A 24,288-nucleotide genomic window follows, 5' to 3' on the forward strand; every position below is an offset into this window, starting at 1 on the left:
AATTAAACAAGCTGAAAAAAAGGACGCTACATATAGCAGAAAGGCCATCCTAAGGCAACGTCTTTTCGTACTTTTTGAACACTCATACAGCCTGTATTATTCGTGACTCAGCATGACAGGTAACACACCGGTAGCTCGTATACCTTGCTCATTTATATCGGTGCTTAATGCATAAAACTCGACGCCTTTTTGCGCTGCATTAATACAGGCGTTTGCATATTTTGGATCGATGTGGGCGGCAGGTTTTACGTGGTCTGCGCCAGAGTGCATGCAGACGTATAGCATTACCGCTCGGTGACCTTGCTCACGCATGTGTTCGAGCTCTTGCACGTGCTTTATTGCTCGAGCGCTCACGGTGTCGGGGAAGTAGCCGCATTGTTGCTCAACCAGGGTGACGCTTTTGACCTCTACGTAACACTTTGCGCCCGTATTACTTTCACCGAGCCAATCAATACGACTGTTTTGCTCGCCGTAGCGTTGTTCAGCAAGCCACTCGTTGAACTCAGCGAGCTCGGTGATAAGCCCCTGCTGTAATGCCTCACCGGCAACTTGGTTTGCCCGCTGGGTATTGATAACAATCCAATCACTGGCAAAGTTTTGTGCTAACTCCCAAGTCTTTGCATATTTGCGCTTGGGATTATCTGATACACTACACCATACTTTGTAGCCTGGTTCCGCGCAGCCTGTCATGGCGCCGGTGTTAGGGCAATGAACTGTTTCGATACTTTGGGGTTGTGCAGCAAACTCGATATCCGCTAAAAATCGTTTATATCGTTGGTGTAAGATACCCACTTCGAGTGGCTTGTTAAATTGCATGACTGTCCTTATAACCCTAAAGTAAACGCATCGACAAATTAATGGGAGATGATTCTGATGTCTAGTTCAGTAAATGTTTTTCTAACTTTAGATAAACCTGCGGCGTTCTTAAAGCAGTCGGCTTTAGTGAGTCACTCCGACCAAGGCGTTAACGTTCATGTTGGATCGGACAGTGTTGAAAACTTACGGAAAATCCAAAAAGCAGGCCGTCATCTTGATGGACAGGGTTATGCTTCAGTTCAACTCGCTGGCGCGGGTTGGGATATGGAAAGTCAGTGGGCATTCTATCAAGGTTTTAATTCAACCATGTCAGACAATACAGTGGCATGGAACGAAACCGATGAAGGAGTCGCCTCACAGCTTGATGACATGCGAGCGGCTAATCAATTTACTCGCGAACTGGTGAACTTGTCGGCCGAAGAAATCTATCCGTTAAGCTTAGCTGAGCGCGTCAGTGAGCATTTAAAGAGTATTGCGCCAGAGAATGTCAGTGCACGTTTTATTGTCGGCGATGAACTCAAAAACGAAGGTTGGATGGGTATTTATACTGTCGGTCGCGCGAGCCAACATGCGCCTGTGCTGGCTGTCATCGATTACAACCCGACGGGCGATGAAAACGCGCCTGTTGATTACGCGCTCGTGGGTAAAGGTATTACGTATGACTCGGGCGGTTATAGTATCAAGCCAAGTGAAGGTATGTTGAGCATGAAGTGCGATATGGGTGGCGCCGCGACGCTCGCCGGTGCACTTTCAACGGCCATTCGTCGAGGCCTGAATAAACGCGTGAAGCTATTCTTGTGCTGCGCAGAGAACATGATCAGTGGCAAAGCCTACAAGCTGGGCGATATCATTACTTATAAAAATGGGCTTCGCGTGGAAGTGGTCAATACCGATGCTGAAGGGCGACTCGTGCTAGCCGATGGCTTAATGGCTGCAGGTGAAGCGGGGGCTAAGCAGGTGATCGATGCTGCGACGCTGACCGGTGCCGCGCAAATGGCTGTGGGCAATGAGTTTAATGCGGTGTTCAGTATTGATGAACAGGCAGCGGCGCTTGCGCTGAACTGCGCTGCACAAGAGAACGAGCTTTTATGGCGCTTGCCGTTGGCAACATGGCATATGGAAAATACGCCTTCGCCTTTTGCCGACTGTGCGAATAGTCGTCCACAGAAAGGTGGCGGTGCTGGTGGTGCAAGCAACGCGGCTGGCTTTTTACTGCGTTTTGCACCGAATGATGGACAAGGTTGGTTGCACTTTGATTTGGCCGGTGCATATCAGAAGTCATCAACGCCGATGTGGGCTGCGGGCGCGACAGCGATGGGCGCACGCACAATCGCTGCAACCTTATTGGCTGATTAATGTATGACGAGTAGGCTGACGTGTTAAACCTACCGATTGATGCGATTAAACTATCTTTACTCGAGCGCTGCCCAGGCGCTCGAGTTGTTATAGAAGCCCCTCCCGGGGCAGGTAAATCGACCGCTCTACCCTTACATTTACTGGCTTCAAGTGCTCTTCACGGTGACAATGAAGGGCTCATTGTTTTATTACAACCGCGGCGAGTCGCTGCCTTATCAATAGCGAATTTTCTAGCGGAACAACTCAATGAACCTGTCGGTAAAACCATCGGCTACAGTATTCGCGGCGATTCAAAGCGCAGCCAAGATACACGGCTAATGGTTATTACAGAGGGTATATTCACTCGCTGGTTGCAACAAGATCCCGAGTTACATGAGATTACCACTGTCATTTTTGACGAATTTCACGAACGTAACATACACAGCGACTTGAGCCTTGGCTTGGTGCTGGACTTATTGCCGCTACGGCCCGAGCTAAATTTGATAATCATGTCGGCTACCTTACCGGGGGAAGCGTTAACGACCTGGCTCACGAACGCGACAGAACAGCGCTTTGAGTTGCTCTCAGTAGACGTGAAACGGTTTGATCTTGATGTTCATTATCGACCCCCCTCTCGCCTGGAACGATGGTTAGAAGAGAGCGTACCGGTTATTGTGGAAGCTTTTCAACACGCACGTAAAGGAGTGTTAGTATTCTTGCCTGGGATGCGCGAGATCAAGTATGTTGAGCAACGTCTACAGGAGACGTTAATAGGTGAGGATGTGTCTATTTTGCATGGTAGCCTAACCGCCGATGTGCAACAGCAGGTGATTCGTGCGGGCGCTAGTAAACGGGTGGTTTTGGCTACTAATATCGCTGAGACCTCACTCACCATTGAAGGTATTGATACGGTAGTTGATACGGGGCGAGAACGACAATCCATATATCTGCCTCAATATCGAGATAGTCGTCTCACAACGGCAATGATCGCTAAATCCAATAGTGAGCAAAGGGCAGGTCGTGCAGCGAGACAGCAGCCTGGTAGAGCCTACCGATTATGGAGTGAAGATACTCAACAGCGCTTAGCCGCTTATAGCCCACCCGATGTAGCCACTCAAGAGCTAACGGATTTGATCGTTCAAGTCAAAGCGTGGGGAACAGAAGTAGAGGAGCTTAACTGGTTTACTCCACCGGATAGCGCGTTAGTCGAAGCCGCTAAAGACACGCTGACTGATATGGGGTTGTTAAAAGAGCAACGACTAACGCTTGCGGGGCAAGAAGTCGCTGGCTTTGGAACCGATATTAGACTGTCGTGTATAGCATTACACGCCCGGGGTAAACTTCCTGAAGGAAAGCAACGCGCACTTGCTCAGTGGCTGGCGACTTATGAGCAGCCTGATAAACGCTTCACAAATAGTGATAGCGTGATTTCCGCTCAGCAACATTTTCGTAACGCAACACGCGGTTCGATATGGTGGAAACGGTTTGCGTATTGGTGTCAGGTATTTTCAATCGAACGGCAAGGCGCTACACAGTTTGAAGATATCGAAGAAGCGGTATTATTTGGCTTTACTGACCGCATTGCTTATCAGGATAGGACTGATGAGGCACAACTTGCAAGTGGGGCGCGTATTTACGATTTGCAGAACTCATTTGGTAACCGAAACAACTCATCCTACTTTATCGTTACGCAGCTGAGCTTGAGCGAAAAGCAACGTCATAACCGGCTGATCGGATATTTATCGATCGACAAATACAGGCTGCTTAGTCATCCCGCAGTAGGTTTGGTCGAACGAGAGGTTTACAATTGGACTAAAGACGGCGAGCGGCTCATAAAAACCAGTGAGCAGATGTGTGGCGCACTTGTCTTGGATAGGCATCGGGAGCCCGCCGCATTAACAAGAGACGCACTTAATGATGCTTTGACTCATTGGTTGCGGGCTGAGGGCCTTAACGCTATCGGCTGGAACAGCGGTACCGCAGGGTTATTAGCCAGGCTACAATTTCTATATCGCGCACGACCTGAACTGTTTAATATCGCCCCGTATGAAACGGACTTACTTGAGCACTTAGCCGATTGGGCATTGCCTTATTGGCATGGTATGACGGGCTTAAGACAGTTGAAGGGATGGCAACCGAATGAGGCGTTACTCAATACGCTGACTTACGAGGGGCAGCAACTGTTGAATAAGTGGTGCCCGACGCATTGGTTGGCGCCCAGTGGTCGACGCGTCATCATTGATTATCCGAGTAGCACAGAGTCTGAACGCTCACCAAAGGTTGCAATAAAGTTGCAAGAAGCTTTTGGTGAAGTCGCATCACCTACCGTGCTAAACGGACAAGTCGCCATTGCAATAGATTTGCTCTCACCGGCAGGTCGGTTATTGCAACGAACGCATGATTTGGCTTCTTTTTGGCGCTCAGGCTATCAGGAAGTTAAAAAGGAGATGCGCGGACGGTATCCCAAGCATCCATGGCCCGATGATCCGACACACGCAATTGCTACAGTAAAAACGAAGCGACAACTGAATGACAAGTAAACCCTGGTTAAACTACATTATTAAAACAGGCCTAAAACTCGGCCTGATTGTGGTCGTCATTTCGGCTTTCTATCTAATCTATTTGGACGCCACCCTCACGCGAGTTTTTGCCAATCAACGCTATCAGGCGCCTGCACTGGTCTATGCGGCGGAAAAAACACTTCGTGTGGGTGACTCGATAAGTCAGGCGCAAGTGATAGATGTACTTGAGCGTTTAAGTTATCAGCGCAGTAGTTCAACCGAAGCAACAGGATACTTTTCGGTTGCTGGCGATAGACTCATGGTGCATCGAAGGCCGTTTGACTTTGCTGACGGGCCCAAGATGTCGCAACGCGTTGAGCTAAACTTTCATCGTGGAAAAATTGCAACCATTGTGAGTTGGCCAGACGGACGTCAGCTACAGAACATTCAACTGGAGCCTCAGCTCATTGGTCGCATTAACTCGCTGAGCAATGAAGATCGCTTGTTAGTGGGATTAGAGATGATCCCGAGCTTGATGACTGAGACACTATTATTGGTTGAAGACAAAAATTTCTACCATCACTCTGGCGTTTCACCTCTCTCAGTGCTGCGTGCACTCGCTGCAAATATCCGCGCGGGTCGAACCGTGCAAGGTGGTAGCACGCTGACTCAACAGCTTGTTAAGAACCTCTATCTGACACGCGAACAAACATTGTGGCGTAAGTTCCACGAAGCGATGATGTCTTTAGTCATCGATTATCGGTTCGACAAAAACACGATCCTCGAAACTTACTTTAATGAAGTTTATTTTGGTCAAGACGGACGCCATGCGATTCATGGGGTAGGGCTTGCAAGTCAGTATTACTTTGGGCGTCAGGTGCAGGAACTAACCGCTGATCAGGTGGCAATGCTGATTGCGATGGTTAAAGGGCCGTCTTACTATGATCCGAGACGTTATCCTGAACGCGTACGTCAGCGCCGAGATCTCGTGTTAAGGCTAATGTATGAAAACGATTTATTGAGTAAAACCGATTTTATCGCAGCGATCGAGACTGACATCAAAGTACGTGCTTCGCGTCGGCTAGTAGAGGATAGCTTTCCTCACTATCTTGAGCGTGTAAAAGATGAGCTTAGTCGCATCAAGCTACCACCCAATTGGCAAGAAAATGGTCTCAAAATCTTCACAGCGCTGGATATCGAAGCACAGCATCGGGCTGAACGCGTCATGGCTGATGGTATTCCTGGTCGGGAGATTAAAGACTTAGAAGGTGCTTTCGTCGTCAGTGATTACCAACATGGAAATATTGTCGCCTTGGTCGGTGGTCGCAATGCGAATCAAGTTGGCTTTAACCGTGCGATTAAGGCATTGAGACCGATAGGCTCACTCATTAAACCCATTATTTATGCCACAGCAATGAGCGAGTCCGAGACAATGGGTCTAAATAGTCACGTTGTTGATGAGGCTGTTACGTTAACGGATGAGCGTGGTAAGCCGTGGAAGCCCCAAAACTACGATGACGAGTTTTGGGGAGACATGACAATTTATGACGCGCTCGTTTATTCGCGCAATCTGCCAGCAGTTCGTATTGGTTTGCAAGTAGGTGTTGAGAGGCTGATTACCCAATTAAGAAAAATGGGTGTAGTAACACCGATTCGTGACTATCCATCCCTTACACTGGGGGCTGTCGAAATGTCACCCCTAGCGGTTTCTCGGGTATTTTCTAGCATTGCAAATGATGGTGTATTTCAACCATTGAAAGCGATCAATGCGATTACTACGCACGACGGGCTACCGGTGTACGAGAATGCAAAAGAGGTTAAAAAGCGTGTATTAAGTTCTAAAGTCGCGTACTTAACTCGCTATGCGATGGCAGGGGTAGTCAGTAAAGGGACGGCACATGCGTTAGGCGAGGCGTTTCCGGGGACACCGATGGCTGGCAAAACAGGGACTACAAATGACTACAAAGACAGCTGGTTTGTGTCTATCGATGGACGCTATGTGGTGACTGCTTGGCTCGGTACAGATGATAACAAAACCACTTGGTTAAGCGGCAGTTCGGGCGCCTTACCAATGGTGTCACGCTTTTATCAGCAAGTTAAGCCAGAGCCGCTATCGCTCGTTCCTGTCGAAGGATTGACGTTCCAGAGCTTTCACCAAAAACAAGGCACGAGGATTCCGGATAATTGTCAGCAAGCGATTGTTTTACCTGCTATACCTAAACCGCTTGCTGAAAATATGAATTGTGACGCCCAAGTGGAAGAGAAAAGTTGGCTTGAGCGTCTATTTGGTGGTTAAGCTGAGAGTTCGCTAAACGCGATCTTAGCAGCCGCCAAAGTGTCTTCAATGTCTTGTTCGGAGTGAGCAGCAGACATAAATCCACCTTCGAAGGCAGAAGGTGCTAAATAGACACCTTGCTTGAGCATGCTGTGATAAAACGCTTTAAAGTGCTCCATATTGCACTCGGTAGCTTGTTTATATGAAGTCACTTGTTTCTCTTTAGTGAAGAAGAAACCAAACATCGAACCGGCGCGATTAGTGGTAAACGGGATACCCGCCTCGTCCGCGAGTTGTTGCATGCCGTCGAGTAATTGATCGACACGCGCGTATAACTGCTCGTAAAGTCCTTCCTGACTTAATTGTGACAGTGCGGCAAGTCCTGCCGACATGGCTACTGGGTTGCCGGATAAGGTACCTGCTTGGTAGACCGGACCCGTTGGCGCGATATGGTCCATGACTTCCTTTTTACCTCCGAAGGCACCCACAGGCATACCGCCACCAATGACTTTACCCAAGGTGGTTAGATCGGGAGTTACGTTGTAACGCTCTTGTGCGCCACCTGGGGCCGCACGGAAGCCACTCATGACTTCATCAAAAATAAGTACTGAACTGTAGTCGTCACAAATCGTGCGTAAGCCTTCTAGGAAGCCAGGTACGGGAGGGATACAGTTCATATTGCCAGCAACGGGTTCAACAATAATACAGGCGATTTGGTCGCCATACTGAGCAAAAATATCTTTAACAGAGTCAATATTGTTGTACTCAACTGTCAGCGTGTGCTTTGCAAAATCTTCTGGGATACCCGGTGAATTGGGTACGCCAAGGGTCAGAGCACCGGAGCCAGCCTTAACCAAGAGTGCGTCGGCGTGACCGTGATAGTTACCCTCAAACTTAAGGATCTTATCGCGACCGGTATAGCCACGCGCTAAACGAATCGCTGTCATGGTCGCCTCGGTGCCAGAGTTCACCATGCGTACTTTTTCAATAGACGGTACCAACTCACGGATCTTCTCTGCCATGGTGATTTCGACTTCGGTCGGTGTACCAAAGCTTAAACCCCGCTGCGCTGCTGTGATGGTGGCGTCTAAAACGACTTGATTATTATGACCTAGGATCATCGGACCCCAAGAACCCACGTAATCAATGTAGCGCTGACCATCGGCATCAAACATGTATGCACCATCGGCGCGCTCAATAAAAATAGGGCTGCCGCCCACACCGTTAAATGCACGTACCGGCGAATTTACGCCGCCTGGAATACTAATTTGTGCTTGCGTAAATAATTGTTCTGAACGACTCATGAACAGTTCCTTAAACTTGTTTGACAGATTTAACGCTTATCGCTGTACCAGTTTACCGGGCACTCATATTGGTCGACCTGATCGACAACACCCAAGGTGAGCGCGAACAGTGCCATCCGAATTAAGACGCCATTATCGGCTTGTCTGAATATCGCTAAATTCGGATTTTGGTTCAGATCGTTATCTAATTCGTTTGCTTCTGAGCGCGAATCACGCGGTAACGGGTGCATGATGACGGTATTAGGTTTGTAATGCTTGGTGTAGATATCTTGGTTTAACCGAAAACGTCCGCGGTATTGGTCAGCATCTTGAGGAGATGCAAAACGTTCTTGCTGGATACGCGTTTGGTAGACGATGTCCGCATCGACGATACCCTCCATCGTTTCTGTAATATGGAAGGCATGACCCGCGTTATCGAGTGCATCGAGCACTGAGCTCGGCATTGATAGTTCGCGCGGCGAAATTAAAGTAAAGCGAACATTTTTATACATGGTCAGCAACTTCGACAACGAGTGTACAGTGCGTCCATACTTGAGGTCGCCGATCATGCAAATATGCATGTTATCAATAGTCTGGCAGTGGTAGGCAAGCTCTTTTTCAATGGTATACAAATCGAGTAAGGCTTGTGTTGGGTGCTCATTGGCACCATCGCCTCCATTTATCACTGGAACGCGGCTACCTTCAGAAAACTCAGCGACTGAACCCGATTTCGGGTGTCGCATTGCGATAACATCGCTATAGCTACTCAACACACGAGCCGTGTCATAAAGTGATTCACCTTTAGCAATCGCAGAACTTTCCATACCGGTTGTTTCGCGCACCTCACCACCGAGTAGGTTGAAAGCAGTGCCAAAGCTGACCCGTGTGCGGGTGGAGGGCTCAAAAAACAAGTTCCCGAGAATGGCGCCTTCGAGCACTTTTGTGCGCTTTTGACGTCGCGCGTAGGGTTGCATTTTATCCGCAACGGAAAAAATGTATTTGACACTGTCGCGATCAAATTGGTTGACCGAGAGGATGTTGGAGCCGGTGAAATTCATAACGTATAAAGCCCTTTGCCAGCGGATGTCACTGGACGCTCAGTATATCAGATATTGTCTGCAAAAAAATCAGAACGGCTTCACTATCGCTAAAATGACAATGGCAAATAACAATAACACGGGGAATTCGTTAAAAACGCGATAAAAACGATGGCTGCGCTTATTACGGTTGTTTTTAAAGTCACTTAGTAATTTAAAGCAGTAGCCGTGATACCCATACAGTAAAGCGACCAGAACCAGCTTTACGTGCAGCCAGCCAGAAGCTGCAATCCAAGCACTACCGTACATAGCCATTAAAGTTACACCAAAAATTAAAGTTAGAACGGCAAACGGCGTTACAAAATAGAGTAATTTTCGTTCCATTATTTTAAATTGTTCATCAACGGCTGGTTGATTGGACATGGCGTGATAGACAAACAAACGGGGTAGATAGAATATCCCGGCAAACCATGCCACCATAAATATGACATGCAAGGCTTTAATCCAAAGCAAAGTGGACATCGTGGGTACAGCTCCTCTTAGGCAAGTTCTCGTTGTAGTGCGCGACGTACGATTTCCCAGGTCACAATACCGCAGGGTTCGCCATTGTCTTGATCAAAAATGTAGACAGCGCCTCGACGCTGACCACTCAGTTCATCCCACACTTCAGACAAGGTCGAAGTGACCTTGAGGCCCTTAATGGGCATATAATTAAGTGAAGGACTGTCGCCAGCGCCTATATCGTAAGTAACAATTCGATACTGCGGAAGGTTGTTGTCGTCGACATTCATGACAATAACGGTTTGGTTACTCGCTTTTTCTAATACATCTAAGAGCTCGTTTTGGGTCGGCTCCAGCAACAATTTAAATTGTGTCTCCATGACATGTTCAACTCCTGTTTTTTGCAACGCGACGGCGACAGGAGGAATTTGATAGGGCAGGTCTTGTAATTCTAGCTGTGCGATAAAGACAGACTTTGACCTAAACAGTTGGGACGAAATCAAATAGGCAGGAACGATAACCAGCATTGCGGGTACAATGATTTCGACACTGCCTGAGAGCTCTACAATGGCGAGTAGAGCGGCCATAGGCGCGTGAATACACGCAGCCAGTATTCCAGCCATGCCTAATAATATATAGGAGTCTAAGTGCTCCGCGCCAATTAACTGATATTGCACGAGGATATTGACGAATAACGCGGCGACCGCTGCACCCACGCCAAAGGCGGCGCCGATTAAGCCACCGGGTGTTCCCATGCCCAAGGCAATAGCGCTCGCGACGAGCTTAGCAAGTAGTAATGTTAAGAGTACGGCTTGTTGATCTTGGAACTGAACGACTTGTTGAATCGTCGATAGACCCGGGCCAAGACTGGTTGGGATTATGACAGCGAGAAAAGCGGTAATGAGTCCTGCGAATAGCAACCGCGTAAGCATTGCGGTGTCTTTTACCGTGTTCATGACGTCTAGCATGAGCTTTTTAAATAGCACGCCAATAATACCAACCGATATACCAAGCAGTATGACAAAGCCAAACTGAGACTCTGGCAATTCTTGCCCCTTCAACAACGTTAACTCGGTGGCGGGACCAAAAATTTGGTCAGTGATAATAGACCCTGCAACGGCTGCTAGCATGACGGGAATAAAGATATGGACTTTATATTCACGCAGTACGACCTCCATCACCAACACCATTGCCGCCAGTGGTGTATTAAAAGATGCTGCTATTGCCGCTGCGATTCCGCATGCAGCAAGTGTACGTACTGCGTTTTTGGGTGTATCAATGTGATAACCTAACCAAGTGCTGGCTGCCGCGCCTAAATGCACAGCCGGTCCCTCTCTTCCGACACTAAACCCTGCCGCCAATGCAATAATACCACCAAAAAATTGATTCACCGTACTACGCCAGGGAAGCATGCCATATTGCTGTTTCATACGATGGATTACGTAAGGGATACCGAGACGAACGCGCTTAGCTCTGGACAGCTTAAATAAAACGAACAAAGCCAGCGCGGCACCAACAGGTAGAGCAAACCGAGAAAAAGTCGGTAAAGGCTGTTGCCAGTGAGTCACATTACCGACAAGATAGGCACTTTGGTCAATAGCAAACCGGAAAACGACAATAAAAAGAGCCGCGACAATGCCACCGAGTAGTCCTAATAAACAGATAGCAACCGTTGTTGTCGGGGCGGCGAGTTGTTTACGCGCTCGTTTAATTATCGCTTGCCGGGAAAATTGCATGTTTTTTGTCCTACACGCAGCTTGCAGGTGAGTGGGTCATTAATACGCACTAACATACCATGAATACCGAGAATAAACAGACGTTAACAAATGATGAAGTTTACAAATCTGCCTAAAAAACTCAAACAGCGTATAGGTCCGCTGGCTTTCTATCTCGGCATCATGTCACTGCTGTGTGTAAGTATTTACTTTTCTTACTGGTTAGGTGGGCGGCTGGCTGATGTTGACGAAAAAACCGTAGCGCAACAAAGTGAACGTCTTGATCAACTTTACCAACAAATTGAAGGTTTAGAATATCAAACCAATGTGTTGAGTGTTGAACTTGATATTGAGCGCTCAGCAAATGAAGAGCTGCAGGCAGAGCTGACAGAGCTGCAAAATGACAACTATGCGCTACGACGAGATGTCGCTTTTTATCAGAAGATTATGGCGCCTGAGCTCGAGCAAGGTGGGGTGGTGATTGAGTCATTTGCGTTAACACCAAATGCCAATAAGCGACACTTCCATTTCTCTCTCGCTCTCTTACAGATTGAGCAGCGGCGACAATTTGTCGAAGGTAATATCACCATCGAATTGCAGGCACGAACCGGTGAAAAAACGGTGAAACGCTATAACTTACTTGAGCTAGCGAATATTGAGCCACGACCTCACGCATTTTCAATGCGCTATTTTAGTTTGCTCGAAGGTGACTTTATTTTACCGGAAGGCGTACTTCCTGAGCACGTCGATGTTAGGGTGACGCTCACTGAGGGTGGACAAGGACAATTGGAACGTCGGTTTTACTGGACACAAAGTATACGTAAGAATCGCTCGCTTGAGTTAGAAAGTAACCAGCAATCTTGACCTTAACGCCCGATATAAGCGAAAATTGCGTATTGAATACGCTCACCAAGGTGATGTTATGGCAGTAGAGCAAGCAATGCCGATCGAGTTCTCAGAACATGCGGCGGCCCAAGTTAAAAAGTTAATTTCCGAAGAAGAGAATCCAAACCTAAAGCTTCGTGTGTATGTCACGGGGGGCGGTTGCTCGGGATTTCAATATGGCTTTACCTTCGAAGAGCAGATAAACGCGGGTGATATGCAGATCGATAAGGATGGCGTTACGCTCGTTGTTGACCCTATGAGTTTACAATACTTAGTGGGTGGCGTTGTCGATTACGAAGAAGGTCTACAAGGTTCGCGTTTTTTTGTGAACAATCCAAATGCGACAACGACCTGTGGATGCGGTTCCAGCTTCTCAATTTAGCCAATAGGCTGAATTCATTTCAGCGTTTAGGTAGAATACTCCTATCCATTCCGATTTGAGGGAGTATTATGAGTTTATACGCAAAGCATTTAGAAACGGTTACGCAGCGTTTTGACAAGGCGCTAGAGGACAATCAGTTTGAGTCTGTGTTGGTCTACGCAGGTCAACCGCGCGTTGCGTTTTTAGATGACAACCCCGCACCATATAAAGTAAACCCTCTGTTTAAATATTGGGTACCTGTACTTGAAAGCCCCAAAAGTGCTGTGTTCTACAAAAAGGGTGCCGGTAAGCCAATTGTTTATTTGTTTCAAGCACGCGACTTTTGGCACTCGCAAGCGAAAATCCCAGAAGAAGATTGGCAGCAACACGTTGATTTAAAAATCATCGATAGTTTAGATGCGATGGTTGCCGATCTGGGGAGTGAGCTTGAAAACTCAGCATTTATCGGCGAAGACTTTGCCGAACCGGTCTGTAGCTGGAACGTGAAAGCGCGTAACCCACAGGGCTTGATTGACCATTTGCACTTTCATCGAGCGGTTAAAACTGAATGGGAAGTAAATAACTTACGCGAAGCCAATAAGCTTGCAGCAAAAGCGCATGTCGCAGCTAAAGAAGCCTTCTATGCAGGCAAAAGTGAGCTCGAAATTCATGCGGACTACTTAGCGGCGATGAACTTCCGCGAGTCTCAGGTTCCTTACAATAGTATCGTCGCGTTAAATGAACACCCCGCGATTCTGCACTATGATGTGTACGACACTGAAGCACCTGCTGTGAGCCGGTCGTTTCTGATTGACGCGGGTTCATTATATAAGGGCTATTGCGCTGATATCACACGCACTTACGCGAAAGAAGAAGGTTTTTACGCCGATTTGATTAGCGCCGTCGATGCTGCACAACAAGAGCTCCTGACTGAAATCAAGCCGGGGGTGAGCTATTACGACTTGCACGTGTCGATGCACCATAAAATTGCGGCTATCTTAGAGCAGTTCGACTTTATCACGATTGACGCGGCGTCAGCGTATGAAAAAGGTATCACCAGTGCCTTTATGCCGCATGGTTTAGGTCACTTCATTGGACTACAAGTACACGATGTAGGGGGCTTCTTAAAGAATGATAAAGGTGATAGTTACCCACGTAATGAACGCCACCCATTCTTACGCTTGTTACGCGATGTGGAAGTAGGGCAAGTGTTCACGATTGAGCCAGGCTTATACGTTGTTGACCAGTTGCTTGAGGAGTTCGAAGGTAGCTCAGATATCAATTGGCAACGCGTGGATGAACTTCGTCCATACGGCGGCGTGCGTATTGAGGATAGTATTGTGGTGGGCGAAACCGAGAATGAAAATTTAACGCGTGATGCGTTTAAAGAGCTCGGCGCTGAGTAATACTATGCGTTAACGCGTTTACCTAAAGTAGCCAGCCGACTGGCCCCCGTCACTGCGGGCAGGTTGGCTGGTTTGTTATTGTCAAAACACCATCCTAGCCAAGCAAATGCCATTGCCTCAACGTGTTGAGGCGCGACACCGTATTGGGCACTGTCTGCCAATGTCACCTTGTCGGGTAGGCACTGAGCGATGCGCTCCAGTAAAAACGAATTAAACGCACCGCCACCGCATACAATGAGCTGAGTAGGACTCTCGGGTAACCATTGAAAGCTATCCACAGCACTTTTAGCGGTTAATTCTAGTAACGTGCGTTGCACATCTTGTGGGCGATATGGCTCATCTATAAAGCGCTCCAACCAAGCTAAATTGAAATGCTCCCGACCACTGCTCTTAGGTGGAGAGTTTTGAAAGAATGGATCATTGAGTAGAGCTTCTAACAGCTTGACCTGTAATGTGCCTTGTTGCGCCCATCGACCTTGCTGATCAAACCGTTTCCCTTGGTGACGTTCGATCCACTGATCGAGCAGGGTGTTGGCTGGGCCTGTATCAAAACCAAGCGCGATGCCCTTTTGAGTATCTAAATAGCTGATATTAGCAATACCACCAAGGTTCAGTATTGCAATAGGGGCTCGATGAGTGTTTGTAAAAATAAACTGATGAAAAGCCGGTACTAACGGTGCACCTTGACCACCAAGTGCGAGATCACGGGCACGAAAATCAAAAATAACCGGTAGGCCTACTTGAACTGATAACCAATCGGCATCATTGAGCTGAATGCTATAGCCGATCTGTCCGCTGTGCTTTGGAGGAGCATGCCAAAGCGTTTGACCATGGCTGGCAACGGCTGAAATTGCTTGCTTTTCGACTTTAGCCTTCTCGATCAGTTGCAACGTAGCGTCAGCACATAACGCTGCGTATTCGCGAGCAAGGTATTGATAATCGGTAACGGATAGATCAGGACGACAGGCGTTTTCGAGCCGTTGCTTTAGCTCGTTTGGAATGGAAACTGCGTGTGCATCAATAAATTGAACTCTATCGGGTTTGATGTCACATAGCACTGCATCAACAGCGTCCATGCTGGTGCCGGACATCAAACCAATATACAAGCTCATCAGCGCATTGCCAGATAGATTCGCTTGTTGTCGTTGAGTACCGCAACGAGTTGTTGGGCGTGTGCTCTAAATGCTGGCAGCTCCGACTCTGAAAGCGATTTAGCTTTTGGCAACTCCACGGTACGTGGATTACGGTGTACGCCATTAACTAAGAATTCATAATGTAAATGAGCACCCGTCACACGACCTGTAGAACCCACTCGACCTATAATCTGCCCCTGTGAAACGCGGTCGCCCGTTTTGACATGTTTACGACTCAAGTGAAGATACTTAGTAACGTAACGCTCACCATGCTGAATAAACACATAGTTACCATTGAGTGAGTTATAGCTTGCCTTTATTACGCGACCGTCACCGGCGGACATGACCGGCGTCCCAACCGCCGCTACATAGTCGGTTCCATTATGAGGACGTACTCGACCCGTGACGGGATGCAGTCGACGCGGATTAAAGTTTGAGCTCACGTATGTGAAGTTGACCGGTGAACGCAAGAAAGTTTTGCGCATCGCACGACCTTCCGGTGTGTAATAACGACCATTTTCCGCGTTCAATACAGCTTGAAAAACTTCGCCCTGATTAACAAACTCGGCCGCTAGAATTTTGCCATAACCAACAAACTCACCGTCGACGAATTCGCGCTCGAATAATACGCTGAACTCATCTCCTTTACGGAGATCGAGTGCAAAGTCGATATCCCAACCAAAAATATTTGCGACGCTCATGATCTGGTTATCGGTCATTCCCGCGTTCATCGCAGCGCTCCAAAAGCTGCTATCGATGACAGCATGAGCAAACTCCGTACGCGTCTCTACTTCGCGCGTTTCGATTTCAGATACAAAGTCTTCGTTCTGTCGTGTGATAATTAAGGTTTGCAAACCGCTAATATGATGAACCAGTTGCACGAGCTCGTCGTTGCTATCGGTTGCAATGCGGAGCTCATCGCCGGGATGCATATTGCGTAATTTTTTCGCCTCGCTACCCGAATGCGTTACCCGATAAAGTTGCTGTGCGGAAAAGCCCAGCGTATCAAATATCTTAGCTAAACTATCGCCACTTTTAACCACGTAGGTTTGCCAGAAAAGTTCAGGCTGTTGATTATCGACTTGTTGCTCGGGCTCAAAAACGAGATCAAGCTGATAGCGTTGACCCGGCAAAAGCTGCTCTGGCTTTGTGCTATTTTTAGAGGCGGTTGCTTGTTCGGTTGGCACGAACAGCAACAAGAATAACAGCGCACTCACAGAGCTGATTAGCACTCTATGGGAGCGAGGTAAATCAACGATAAACTGTTTGATTTTATGTACTGCTTGGACATTCATTTGGTTGCGCACTTCGTTATTTGTTTAAACTTCGCTCAAGGCGATTTTCTTGAGGATAATATGAAAAATTCAAGAATACCAGTATTAAAGAGGTTAAAACAGGGCTATAAATGGCGTAAACTAACACTTTTACACTTTATTCACGACGTAGGAGATTGGCTCAATGACCCCTCAGGTGGCCGAAGCAATAGCAGAAATTACCCGCGGTGCCGATGAAGTCCTTATCGAGAGTGAACTTGCTGACAAGCTAGAGCAGGGTAAACCTCTGATTATCAAGGCAGGCTTTGATCCGACCGCACCGGATCTTCATTTAGGCCACACGGTCTTAATTAATAAGCTGCGTGTATTTCAGGATTATGGCCATAAGGTGGTTTTCCTCATTGGTGACTTCACCGGGATGATTGGTGATCCGACGGGCAAAAACGTTACGCGTAAACCGTTAACGCGAGAGGATGTTCTGGCAAACGCGGAAACTTACAAAGAGCAAGTTTTTAAAATTCTCGATCCGACGAAAACAGAAATTCGCTTTAATTCAGAGTGGATGAATAATCTCGGCGCGGATGGCATGATTAAACTAGCAGCGCGCCAAACTGTGGCTCGCATGTTAGAGCGAGATGATTTCAAGAAGCGCTATCAGGCCAATCAGTCTATCGCGATTCATGAGTTTTTGTATCCTCTTGTGCAAGGCTGGGATTCTGTCGAACTCAAGGCCGATGTTGAAATGGGGGGTACCGACCAGCGTTTTAACTTGTTGATGGGACGCGAGCTTCAGAAAGAAGAAGGGCAGCGCCCTCAAACGGTCATCATGATGCCTTTACTCGAAGGGCTCGACGGCGTTCAAAAAATGTCGAAGTCATTGAATAACTATATTGGTATTACTGAGCCCGCTAACGAGATGTTCGGCAAGGTCATGTCGATATCAGATGAACTGATGTGGCGTTACTTTGAGTTATTGAGCTTTCGTCCGTTGGAACAAGTCGAAGACTTTAAACAGCAAGTCGCTGATGGTGAAAACCCGCGTAATATCAAAGTTCTTCTAGCTAAGGAAATCATTGCGCGCTTCCATGATGAAGCAGCAGCAGATAAGGCGGAACAAGACTTTATCCAGCGGTTCCAGAAAAATGCGATACCGGATGATATCAAAGAAGTTGAAGTCAAAGTTGGAGACGACGGTATCGCCATTGGCAACGCCTTGAAAGAAGCGGGGTTGGTATCGTCAACGTCTGATGCGATGCGTATGATTAAACAGTCAGCCGTCAAGCGGGATGGTGAGAAAGTCACTAACACGAAACTGATGTGCACAAAAGAAGATTCAGGCGTATATCAAGTCGGCAAGCGTAAATTTGCTAAAATTATCTTTGTTTAATTCGCGATGGCGATAAAAAAAGGCTTGCCCACTGGGCAAGCCTTTTTTTGGATAATCACCTAATTTAAACGGTGAAGCTCTTAATTGAGTCTTGTAATTCATCTGCCAACTTGGCAACTTCATTGGATGCCTGCGCTGTTTGTTTCGAACCCGACGCGGTTTGTTCTGCAATGGATACGATGGCTTCCAGACGCTCACTGATATCATGCGCCGTACGGCTTTGCTCTTGCGCTGCACTGGCAATGTGAGTGCTGCTATCCGCCGCTTGATGTACTGACTCGGTGATTGCATTGAGTGCTGAAGCGGCCTCGTCGGTCTGTTGTACACTTTGCTCTGCCTGTGCCCGACCGCGCTCCATCACTTCGACAGCACGTTGAGAGTCGGTTTGCAGAGATTCGATCATACTTTGAATTTCTTCAGTCGACTCTTGAGTTCGACTCGCCAACGTGCGCACCTCGTCGGCAACGACTGCAAATCCGCGTCCTTGCTCGCCCGCACGCGCTGCTTCAATAGCCGCGTTGAGCGCCAATAGGTTGGTTTGGTCAGCAATACCGCGGATCACATCCAAAATACCGCCGATATTTTTACTGTTTTCAGAAAGCTGATTGATGACCGAAGAGGCACCTTCTATTTCTTTCGCGAGCTGTTCAATTGTAGCGCGGTTCTGTTCTGAAATACCGCGTACTCGTTTAGCTTCTTGGTCGGAATGTTGGATTTCAGCTAACGCTTGGTCGGCGCCACTTGCCATTTCACTCGCCGTGCTATTCATTTCTTGAGTTGCTGTTGCAACTTGCTCGATTTGACTGCGTTGTTCTTCAATCGCGTGTGTGGTTTGATCCGAGACGCTTGAGGACTCTTCCGCTGCCGTTGCCAACTGTGTTGCTCGATTCGCAATACCTTCGATCAGTTTACGCAGGTTGTCGGTTAGCTTATTGGTATTCTCAGCGAGCGTACCAAACTCATCTTGCGAATCATATGCAACACGCTCAGTAAGATTTCCCTCGGCCATAATATTGAGCATGTGGTTTACTTTGCCGAGCGGGTTGCTGATGCTTCGGACGGTTACCCACGATATCACGACGGCAAGCGCAATAGATACAATAGTTAAAATGCTATTTATCCAGCTTGAGGTCGAGATGGATGACTCAACATTAGTGCGTGTTTCGTCAGCGATGCTACGCACAGCAGCTTGTAGTTCATTTGCTAACTCAATCAACCCATCCAATTCTTGTTTCGATTGAGCTAACGTTTGTTGTTCGACATCACGTGTTTTCAAACGCGCGACAATGTTATCTGGGTAAGACCCCGCGCCTTGCAAATTGCTCAGAGCACCGCGAATAAGAGTAAGTCCGTCATTGACCAATTTTTCGTTATCACTCGTTACCGCAGACTCCAAGCTGTCTAAACGTGGGCGCAGTGAATCGATATTGATTCCGATCTCGCTCTGAATTACTTCTGCGCGATCAATTGCATCTGCTTTACTTAAATCGTACATCAGTGTTACTAACGACGATAAAGATGATTCTATGGAGCGTGCTAGCTGTTTAACCTCAGGCACACCTGACATGTCTGAGGTATCAAGCATCATGATTGATGCGTCATCAATATTAAATGCGATGTCGTCTAACTGAGCTTTTGCCGTTTGCTCTAGCTCTAAATATTTGCGTTGCTGTGCGAATAGATTGTCTATCGAGTCGACATACTTATTGGCATCGGTTTCTAGTCGCTCAACGAGCTTCGAATAACCTTCGCCTCGAATTAAGTTCATGGTTTGATCAAGCGAATTCGAAAACTGTTGTCTTGTGCTGGAGAAGCTTTGAGTGTGGCTTTGGAGCTGATCTAATGACTCATCGTAATACGTTTCACTTTGCAGAGCGCCGAGCTGCAATACGTCGACTTTAAGACCCGCTACGCTTTCTAGGGCAGGAACTGCCTTATCATTTAAACGTTCAACCGATGAGCCTATACTGTTAATGTTAAACAGTGAGCTCAAACTGATCACAAGCAAAAGCAAAGTAATCAGTGCGAAGCCACCAATAACTCGCATTGCAACAGTCATTTTCATAAGATAGTCCTCAGCATCGCTACAACTACAGTTGGGACAGAGCAGGCTGTGTAAAGTATTTCGCTTCCTCTAAATGAAAAAGCGTCATGTGTTGACCCCAAACACAACCTGTGTCTAAACCAATATATTTCGTATTTTGAGTTTCTCCCATGAGTGCCGCCCAGTGTCCGAAAACAATGCGGTCATTACTATGGGACAATTCAAACCAGGGTTTCCACTGAGCGTCCGTGTCTATTCGTGGATGGTTTTTTCGGTGAAAGTCCAGCTCACCGGTTTTGCTACAAAAACGCATGCGCGTAAACGCATTGATTATAAATCGGTATCGGTCAAATCCACTAAGACTTGAGCGCCAATTGCTAGGTTGATTAGAAAACATATGGTTTACGAACCGCGGCATGTCATCACTGGTTAGTAACTGTTCAACTTCGTTTGCATGCTCAGCCGCCTGCTGAGTTGACCAAAGCGGATAGACGCCAGCATGGCATAACAACGTGTTGTGGTGCTTGAAATGATGTAGTAATGGTTGCTGACGGATCCAGTCGATATAATCAAGTCGTCTAGACGATGAAATAACAGCCTCTAATTTGTCCTTTGGATTCACTTCGCGCGCACCCAACAGGATAGCTAATAAATTCAGGTCATGATTGCCAAGTACCGTGTGTACAGAAGAGCCGCTATTAAGGAAGAAATCTATCGCAGCTTTTGAGTCAGGCCCTCGCGCAACGATATCACCAACGCACCACAGTGAGTCCGATTTATGGGAAAAGCCTACCTGATTCAGTAGCTCCATAAGTTCGGAATAACAGCCTTGGATATCACCAACTATATATGTCGCCATCGATCTAATGAATAATATTGGGAATGGCTAAACGAAATGAGGGAATTGGCACCTTAAACTGTTCACCTTGCTCAGAAAACATTAAGTAATGACCCTCCATCATGCCGACTGGAGTCGCAATAACAGTACCGCTGGTATAACTAAATGACTTTCCTGGCGCAATCGTTGGCTGCTGGCCAATGACCCCTTCGCCAGCGACGCGGGTGATTTTGCCTTCAGCATCAGTAATACGCCACTCGCGACTTTTAAGTGTCACGTCTTGGGCAGCGTTATTACTAATCTTTATGGTATACGAAAACACATATTGACCCTGATTAGGGTTAGATTGAGCCGCAATATATTGCGTAGAAACTTCGATATGGACTTGTGTTTTTACCGTCATAAGGACTTCTGATTATCCGTCAGCCAATCCGATATTCTACAATAGTCAGCAACTGTGAGTGTTTCTGGGCGAGCACTCGGGTTAATGCCTAGTGCCTCTAATTGCGTATCATCAATGAGCTTTTTAAGGTTGTTTTTAATTGTTTTACGTCTTTGATTAAAAGCTGTCAAACATAACGACTGCAATTGTTGAACATCCTTTACAGGCGTTGGGCTCTTCACGTAGGGTCGCAAACGCACAACAGCTGATTCAACTTTAGGCGGTGGAGTAAATGCTTCAGGTGGCACATCCAATACTTTTTGAACCTCGCAGCGTTGTTGCACACTCACGCTGATACGACCATATGTTTTACTGCCAGGCTCAGCTGTTAATCGATCAACCACTTCTTTTTGTAACATGAAGTGCATATCCTCGACATAATCGCTGAACTTTAACAAATGAAAAATTAGAGGTGTCGAAATATTATAAGGTAAATTACCAAACACGCGTAGTTTTTGCTCAGGAGAGGCGAACGCTTTAAAGTCGATTTTCATGGCATCGCCACGAATGACGTCCAAATGCTGACTCAAAAACGGATGGGTCTCTAAACGGTCGGCGAGATCTCTGTCTAACTCTACAACGCGAAGTTGCTGGCACCTTTCTGCCACTGGCTCGGTTAATGCTGCTAGGCCTGGTCCTATCTCAACTAAATTTTCACCCGGCTGTGGGTGAATCGCATCGACAATTGATTCGATAATGTGTTCATCATTTAGAAAGTTTTGACCAAATCGCTTTCGCGCTCGGTGACCTAAGTGAGTTTTGCTCATAATTTTGAGTTATTTACCATATCAATTGCTGTCTTTATGGCGAGTTGACAGCTACCTGAGTTAATCGCTGGACTGCCTGCCATATCCAATGCCGTACCATGGTCGACTGATGTTCGAATATAAGGTAATCCGAGTGTAATATTCACCGCTTTGCCAAAGCCTTTATATTTTAACACAGGTAGACCTTGATCGTGGTACATCGCAACGACAGCTGACGCCGACTCCAAGTACTTGGGCTGAAAGACTGTATCAGCAGGGTAAGGGCCAGACACCGTCATTCCCCTAGTTTGTAATGACCTTATTACGGGCGCAATAATTGCTTCTTCCTCATGCCCGAGATGACCTCCCTCGCCCGCATGCGGATTCAATCCGCACACTAATATGTTGGGTTGCTCCTCTCCAAATTTTTGTCGCAAATCCGCGTCCAAGATTGTGATAATCTTTTCTAGACGTTCAGGTGTAATCGCTTTTGATACGTAAGCAAGCGGAATGTGAGTGGTTACTAACGCAACGCGTAATCCTTCTGTTGCCAGCATCATTACAACATCAGGACAGTCTGCTTTATTCGCAAAAAACTCGGTATGACCAGAGAAAGCGACACCTGCTTCGTTAATAATACCTTTGTGTACAGGCCCGGTAACGATAGCGTCAAACTCTCCGCTTAAATTACCATCCGAGGCAATGGATAGGGTCTCCACAACGTATTGACCGTTAGCAACGTTCAGCGCTCCAGCAATTGCGGTTTCAGCAAGGGGAACGTGTTTTATAAGCAACTGACCTGGTTGCATTGGCGACTGAGGGCGGGCGCCCTCATAGGGAATGAGTTCAAGTGGCAGGTTGAGTTCCGTGGCTCGTTGTTTGAGTAAGCCTGCATCCGCAATGGCAACAATATCTGCTTGCCAATGCTGTTGTGCCATCATAACGGCTAAATCGGGACCTACCCCGGCGGGCTCGCCGGGGGTAAAAGCGAGTAATGGTCGCATTTTACTTGGCTACGACGCGAACATAAGCACGATCGCGCATTTCTTGTCGCCACGTGTCCACTTCTTCTCGATACTTGCGCGAGAATAGCATTTGGTATGCCTTGTCGCGTTTACTTTCCTGCGTGGCATCGAGCGTGCGGCGATCAGTTACCTCTACAATATGCCAGCCAAATTGCGTGCGGAAAGGTTCGCTGATCACACCTTTTTCCAACGTACTGACGCGTTGTTTGAATTCTTCGGCATACCGATCTGGACGTGACCAACCTAAGTCCCCTCCGCGTGATGCGGACCCTGGATCAGCGGAGTGCTCTTTCGCCAGTTCGGCAAATGTTTTTTCACCACTTAAGATTTGCTCACGAAACTGCGCAAGCATTTCTTTGGCTTTGTTATCCGATAAAATCACTGATTGCTTAATAAGAATATGTCGCGCTTTGACTTCCTGTACTTCGACGACTTGCTCGCCTCGCTTATCTGCGACTTGTAAAATATGAAAGCCCACGCCGCTGCGGATAGGGCCAATAATTTCACCTTTTGATTTACCTTTTACGACCTCTGCGAACAATGTCGGCATGGAATTCTCAGTCATCCAGCCAAGATCACCGCCGTCTAGCGCATTTGAGCCTGACGATGAACGAATAGCAAGTTGCGAAAAGTCTTCACCTTCCTCGAGGCGATCGATGACGGCTTGCGCTCGACGTTTGGCCGCTTCCTGCTTTTCATTCGGTGCGTCAGAGTCAACACCAATCAAAATTTGGCGTAAACGGTACTCTGTAGGTGAAGCGTCATTTTGCTCAATCAAGTTGACTAAATTCTCTACTTCTTGTGGCGTGACAGAAACACGTCTCTGAACAGCGGCTCGCTCAACTTGGCTCGTGATTATCTCAGTTTTAATCTGCTCGCGAAATGCCGGCCAGCTTTGCCCAGAGTTAATTGTATTCTCGCGCAGCTCGTCGACACTCATGCCGCGATCCTGCGCTATCCTCGAGATGGCTTGGTCAAGCTGAGCTTCCGATACCTCAATACCCATGCGTTCCGCCATCTGCAGCTGAAGCTCCTGCTGGATCAAGCGTTCGGTCGCTTGCGTGCGTAGCACCTTGTCTGATGGTGCATTAGCCGATGAGAAGTTTTCGGATTGTTTTACTTGTTTTATAAGCTGCTCAATTTGGCTTTCTAAAATAACGCCATCGTCGACAATAACTGCCACGCGGTCCAGCACTTGTTGTGCATGCGCCACCGTTGCGGTTATGCACATCATCAACGCGATACTGACTGATGTGCTGAATTTAACTAACTGTTTCATTATTT

20 protein-coding genes are annotated in these 24,288 nt (G+C 47.3%); 7 read left to right on the plus strand and 13 right to left on the minus strand.

Going from position 1 to position 24,288, the window contains the following annotated elements; all coding sequences use genetic code 11:
• Window positions 1–96 precede the first annotated feature (96 nt).
• Window positions 97–816 (minus strand): DNA/RNA nuclease SfsA, encoded by a 720-nt coding sequence (gene sfsA, locus ABNS04_RS00130; RefSeq protein WP_006954307.1) that lies wholly within the window; start codon window positions 814–816, stop codon window positions 97–99.
• 57 nt (window positions 817–873) lie between these two features.
• On the opposite strand from sfsA, the gene pepB reads away from it, so the two are divergent.
• The 3 genes from pepB to mrcB are packed head-to-tail and all read left to right on the plus strand — an operon-like array spanning window position 874 to window position 6,948.
• The gene (gene pepB / locus ABNS04_RS00135; RefSeq protein WP_006954306.1) at window positions 874–2,172 is read left to right on the plus strand and encodes an aminopeptidase PepB; all 1,299 of its coding nucleotides are present in this window, start codon (window positions 874–876) and stop codon (window positions 2,170–2,172) included.
• A 20-nt stretch (window positions 2,173–2,192) separates the two neighbouring features.
• Window positions 2,193–4,691: an ATP-dependent helicase HrpB gene (hrpB, locus tag ABNS04_RS00140; protein ID WP_272978632.1), complete on the plus strand. Its 2,499-nt coding sequence runs from the start codon at window positions 2,193–2,195 to the stop codon at window positions 4,689–4,691.
• On the plus strand, window positions 4,681–6,948 hold the full coding sequence (gene mrcB, locus ABNS04_RS00145) for a penicillin-binding protein 1B (RefSeq protein ID WP_272978633.1): 2,268 nt from the start codon (window positions 4,681–4,683) through the stop codon (window positions 6,946–6,948). The genes hrpB and mrcB overlap by 11 nt, the downstream gene beginning before the upstream one ends.
• Here mrcB and hemL read toward each other — a convergent pair.
• The 4 genes from hemL to ABNS04_RS00165 all read right to left on the minus strand — a co-directional run bounded on the left by hemL (window position 6,945) and on the right by ABNS04_RS00165 (window position 11,484).
• Window positions 6,945–8,231 (minus strand): glutamate-1-semialdehyde 2,1-aminomutase, encoded by a 1,287-nt coding sequence (hemL, locus tag ABNS04_RS00150; protein ID WP_006954303.1) that lies wholly within the window; start codon window positions 8,229–8,231, stop codon window positions 6,945–6,947. The two genes, mrcB and hemL, sit on opposite strands and share 4 nt — an antisense overlap.
• Window positions 8,232–8,260: 29 nt before the next feature.
• Window positions 8,261–9,268: an aspartate carbamoyltransferase gene (locus ABNS04_RS00155; RefSeq protein ID WP_272978634.1), complete on the minus strand. Its 1,008-nt coding sequence runs from the start codon at window positions 9,266–9,268 to the stop codon at window positions 8,261–8,263.
• A gap of 69 nt (window positions 9,269–9,337) precedes the next feature.
• The gene (gene hemJ / locus ABNS04_RS00160; RefSeq protein ID WP_006954299.1) at window positions 9,338–9,769 is read right to left on the minus strand and encodes a protoporphyrinogen oxidase HemJ; all 432 of its coding nucleotides are present in this window, start codon (window positions 9,767–9,769) and stop codon (window positions 9,338–9,340) included.
• A gap of 17 nt (window positions 9,770–9,786) precedes the next feature.
• The gene (locus ABNS04_RS00165; RefSeq protein ID WP_006954297.1) at window positions 9,787–11,484 is read right to left on the minus strand and encodes a chloride channel protein; all 1,698 of its coding nucleotides are present in this window, start codon (window positions 11,482–11,484) and stop codon (window positions 9,787–9,789) included.
• Between the two features lie 90 nt (window positions 11,485–11,574).
• Here ABNS04_RS00165 and ABNS04_RS00170 point away from each other — a divergent pair, with 90 nt between their 5' ends.
• From ABNS04_RS00170 to pepQ, 3 genes are all read left to right on the plus strand, one after another.
• Window positions 11,575–12,327 carry a DUF6776 family protein gene (locus ABNS04_RS00170; protein ID WP_272978637.1) on the plus strand — a complete coding sequence of 251 codons (753 nt, stop codon included), beginning with the start codon at window positions 11,575–11,577 and terminating at the stop codon, window positions 12,325–12,327.
• A 58-nt stretch (window positions 12,328–12,385) separates the two neighbouring features.
• Window positions 12,386–12,730 (plus strand): iron-sulfur cluster insertion protein ErpA, encoded by a 345-nt coding sequence (erpA, locus tag ABNS04_RS00175; RefSeq protein ID WP_006954293.1) that lies wholly within the window; start codon window positions 12,386–12,388, stop codon window positions 12,728–12,730.
• 68 nt (window positions 12,731–12,798) lie between these two features.
• Window positions 12,799–14,115 (plus strand): Xaa-Pro dipeptidase, encoded by a 1,317-nt coding sequence (gene pepQ / locus ABNS04_RS00180; protein WP_006954291.1) that lies wholly within the window; start codon window positions 12,799–12,801, stop codon window positions 14,113–14,115.
• A 2-nt stretch (window positions 14,116–14,117) separates the two neighbouring features.
• Here the strand turns inward: pepQ and ABNS04_RS00185 are convergent, their stop codons facing one another.
• Together ABNS04_RS00185 and ABNS04_RS00190 are read right to left on the minus strand one after the other, a co-directional pair.
• Entirely contained in the window at window positions 14,118–15,227 is a 1,110-nt protein-coding gene (locus ABNS04_RS00185; protein ID WP_272978640.1) for an anhydro-N-acetylmuramic acid kinase, read from the minus strand.
• On the minus strand, window positions 15,227–16,543 hold the full coding sequence (locus ABNS04_RS00190; protein WP_006954288.1) for a peptidoglycan DD-metalloendopeptidase family protein: 1,317 nt from the start codon (window positions 16,541–16,543) through the stop codon (window positions 15,227–15,229). Before ABNS04_RS00190 ends, ABNS04_RS00185 begins: the two co-directional genes overlap by 1 nt.
• Window positions 16,544–16,706: 163 nt before the next feature.
• Between ABNS04_RS00190 and tyrS the strand changes: the two genes are divergently transcribed.
• A complete protein-coding gene (gene tyrS / locus ABNS04_RS00195; protein WP_272978642.1) occupies window positions 16,707–17,909 on the plus strand; it encodes a tyrosine--tRNA ligase in 1,203 nt (400 codons plus the stop codon).
• Between the two features lie 64 nt (window positions 17,910–17,973).
• Here tyrS and ABNS04_RS00200 read toward each other — a convergent pair whose 3' ends face one another.
• From ABNS04_RS00200 to surA, 6 genes are read right to left on the minus strand one after another with little or no spacing between them, the layout of a single operon-like run.
• Complete coding sequence (locus tag ABNS04_RS00200; protein WP_272978644.1) at window positions 17,974–19,974, minus strand: methyl-accepting chemotaxis protein; 2,001 nt, start codon at window positions 19,972–19,974, stop codon at window positions 17,974–17,976.
• Between the two features lie 25 nt (window positions 19,975–19,999).
• A complete protein-coding gene (locus ABNS04_RS00205) occupies window positions 20,000–20,812 on the minus strand; it encodes a symmetrical bis(5'-nucleosyl)-tetraphosphatase (RefSeq protein WP_272978646.1) in 813 nt (270 codons plus the stop codon).
• Between the two features lie 4 nt (window positions 20,813–20,816).
• On the minus strand, window positions 20,817–21,194 hold the full coding sequence (apaG, locus tag ABNS04_RS00210; protein WP_006954280.1) for a Co2+/Mg2+ efflux protein ApaG: 378 nt from the start codon (window positions 21,192–21,194) through the stop codon (window positions 20,817–20,819).
• Window positions 21,191–22,000: a 16S rRNA (adenine(1518)-N(6)/adenine(1519)-N(6))-dimethyltransferase RsmA gene (rsmA, locus tag ABNS04_RS00215; RefSeq protein WP_272978648.1), complete on the minus strand. Its 810-nt coding sequence runs from the start codon at window positions 21,998–22,000 to the stop codon at window positions 21,191–21,193. Before rsmA ends, apaG begins: the two co-directional genes overlap by 4 nt.
• Window positions 21,997–22,983: a 4-hydroxythreonine-4-phosphate dehydrogenase PdxA gene (pdxA, locus tag ABNS04_RS00220; protein WP_272978650.1), complete on the minus strand. Its 987-nt coding sequence runs from the start codon at window positions 22,981–22,983 to the stop codon at window positions 21,997–21,999. Before pdxA ends, rsmA begins: the two co-directional genes overlap by 4 nt.
• A gap of 1 nt (window position 22,984) precedes the next feature.
• On the minus strand, window positions 22,985–24,283 hold the full coding sequence (surA, locus tag ABNS04_RS00225) for a peptidylprolyl isomerase SurA (protein WP_272978651.1): 1,299 nt from the start codon (window positions 24,281–24,283) through the stop codon (window positions 22,985–22,987).
• Window positions 24,284–24,288 lie beyond the last annotated feature (5 nt).

Source organism: uncultured Idiomarina sp., assembly GCF_964010655.1.
GTDB lineage: Bacteria > Pseudomonadota > Gammaproteobacteria > Enterobacterales > Alteromonadaceae > Idiomarina > Idiomarina baltica.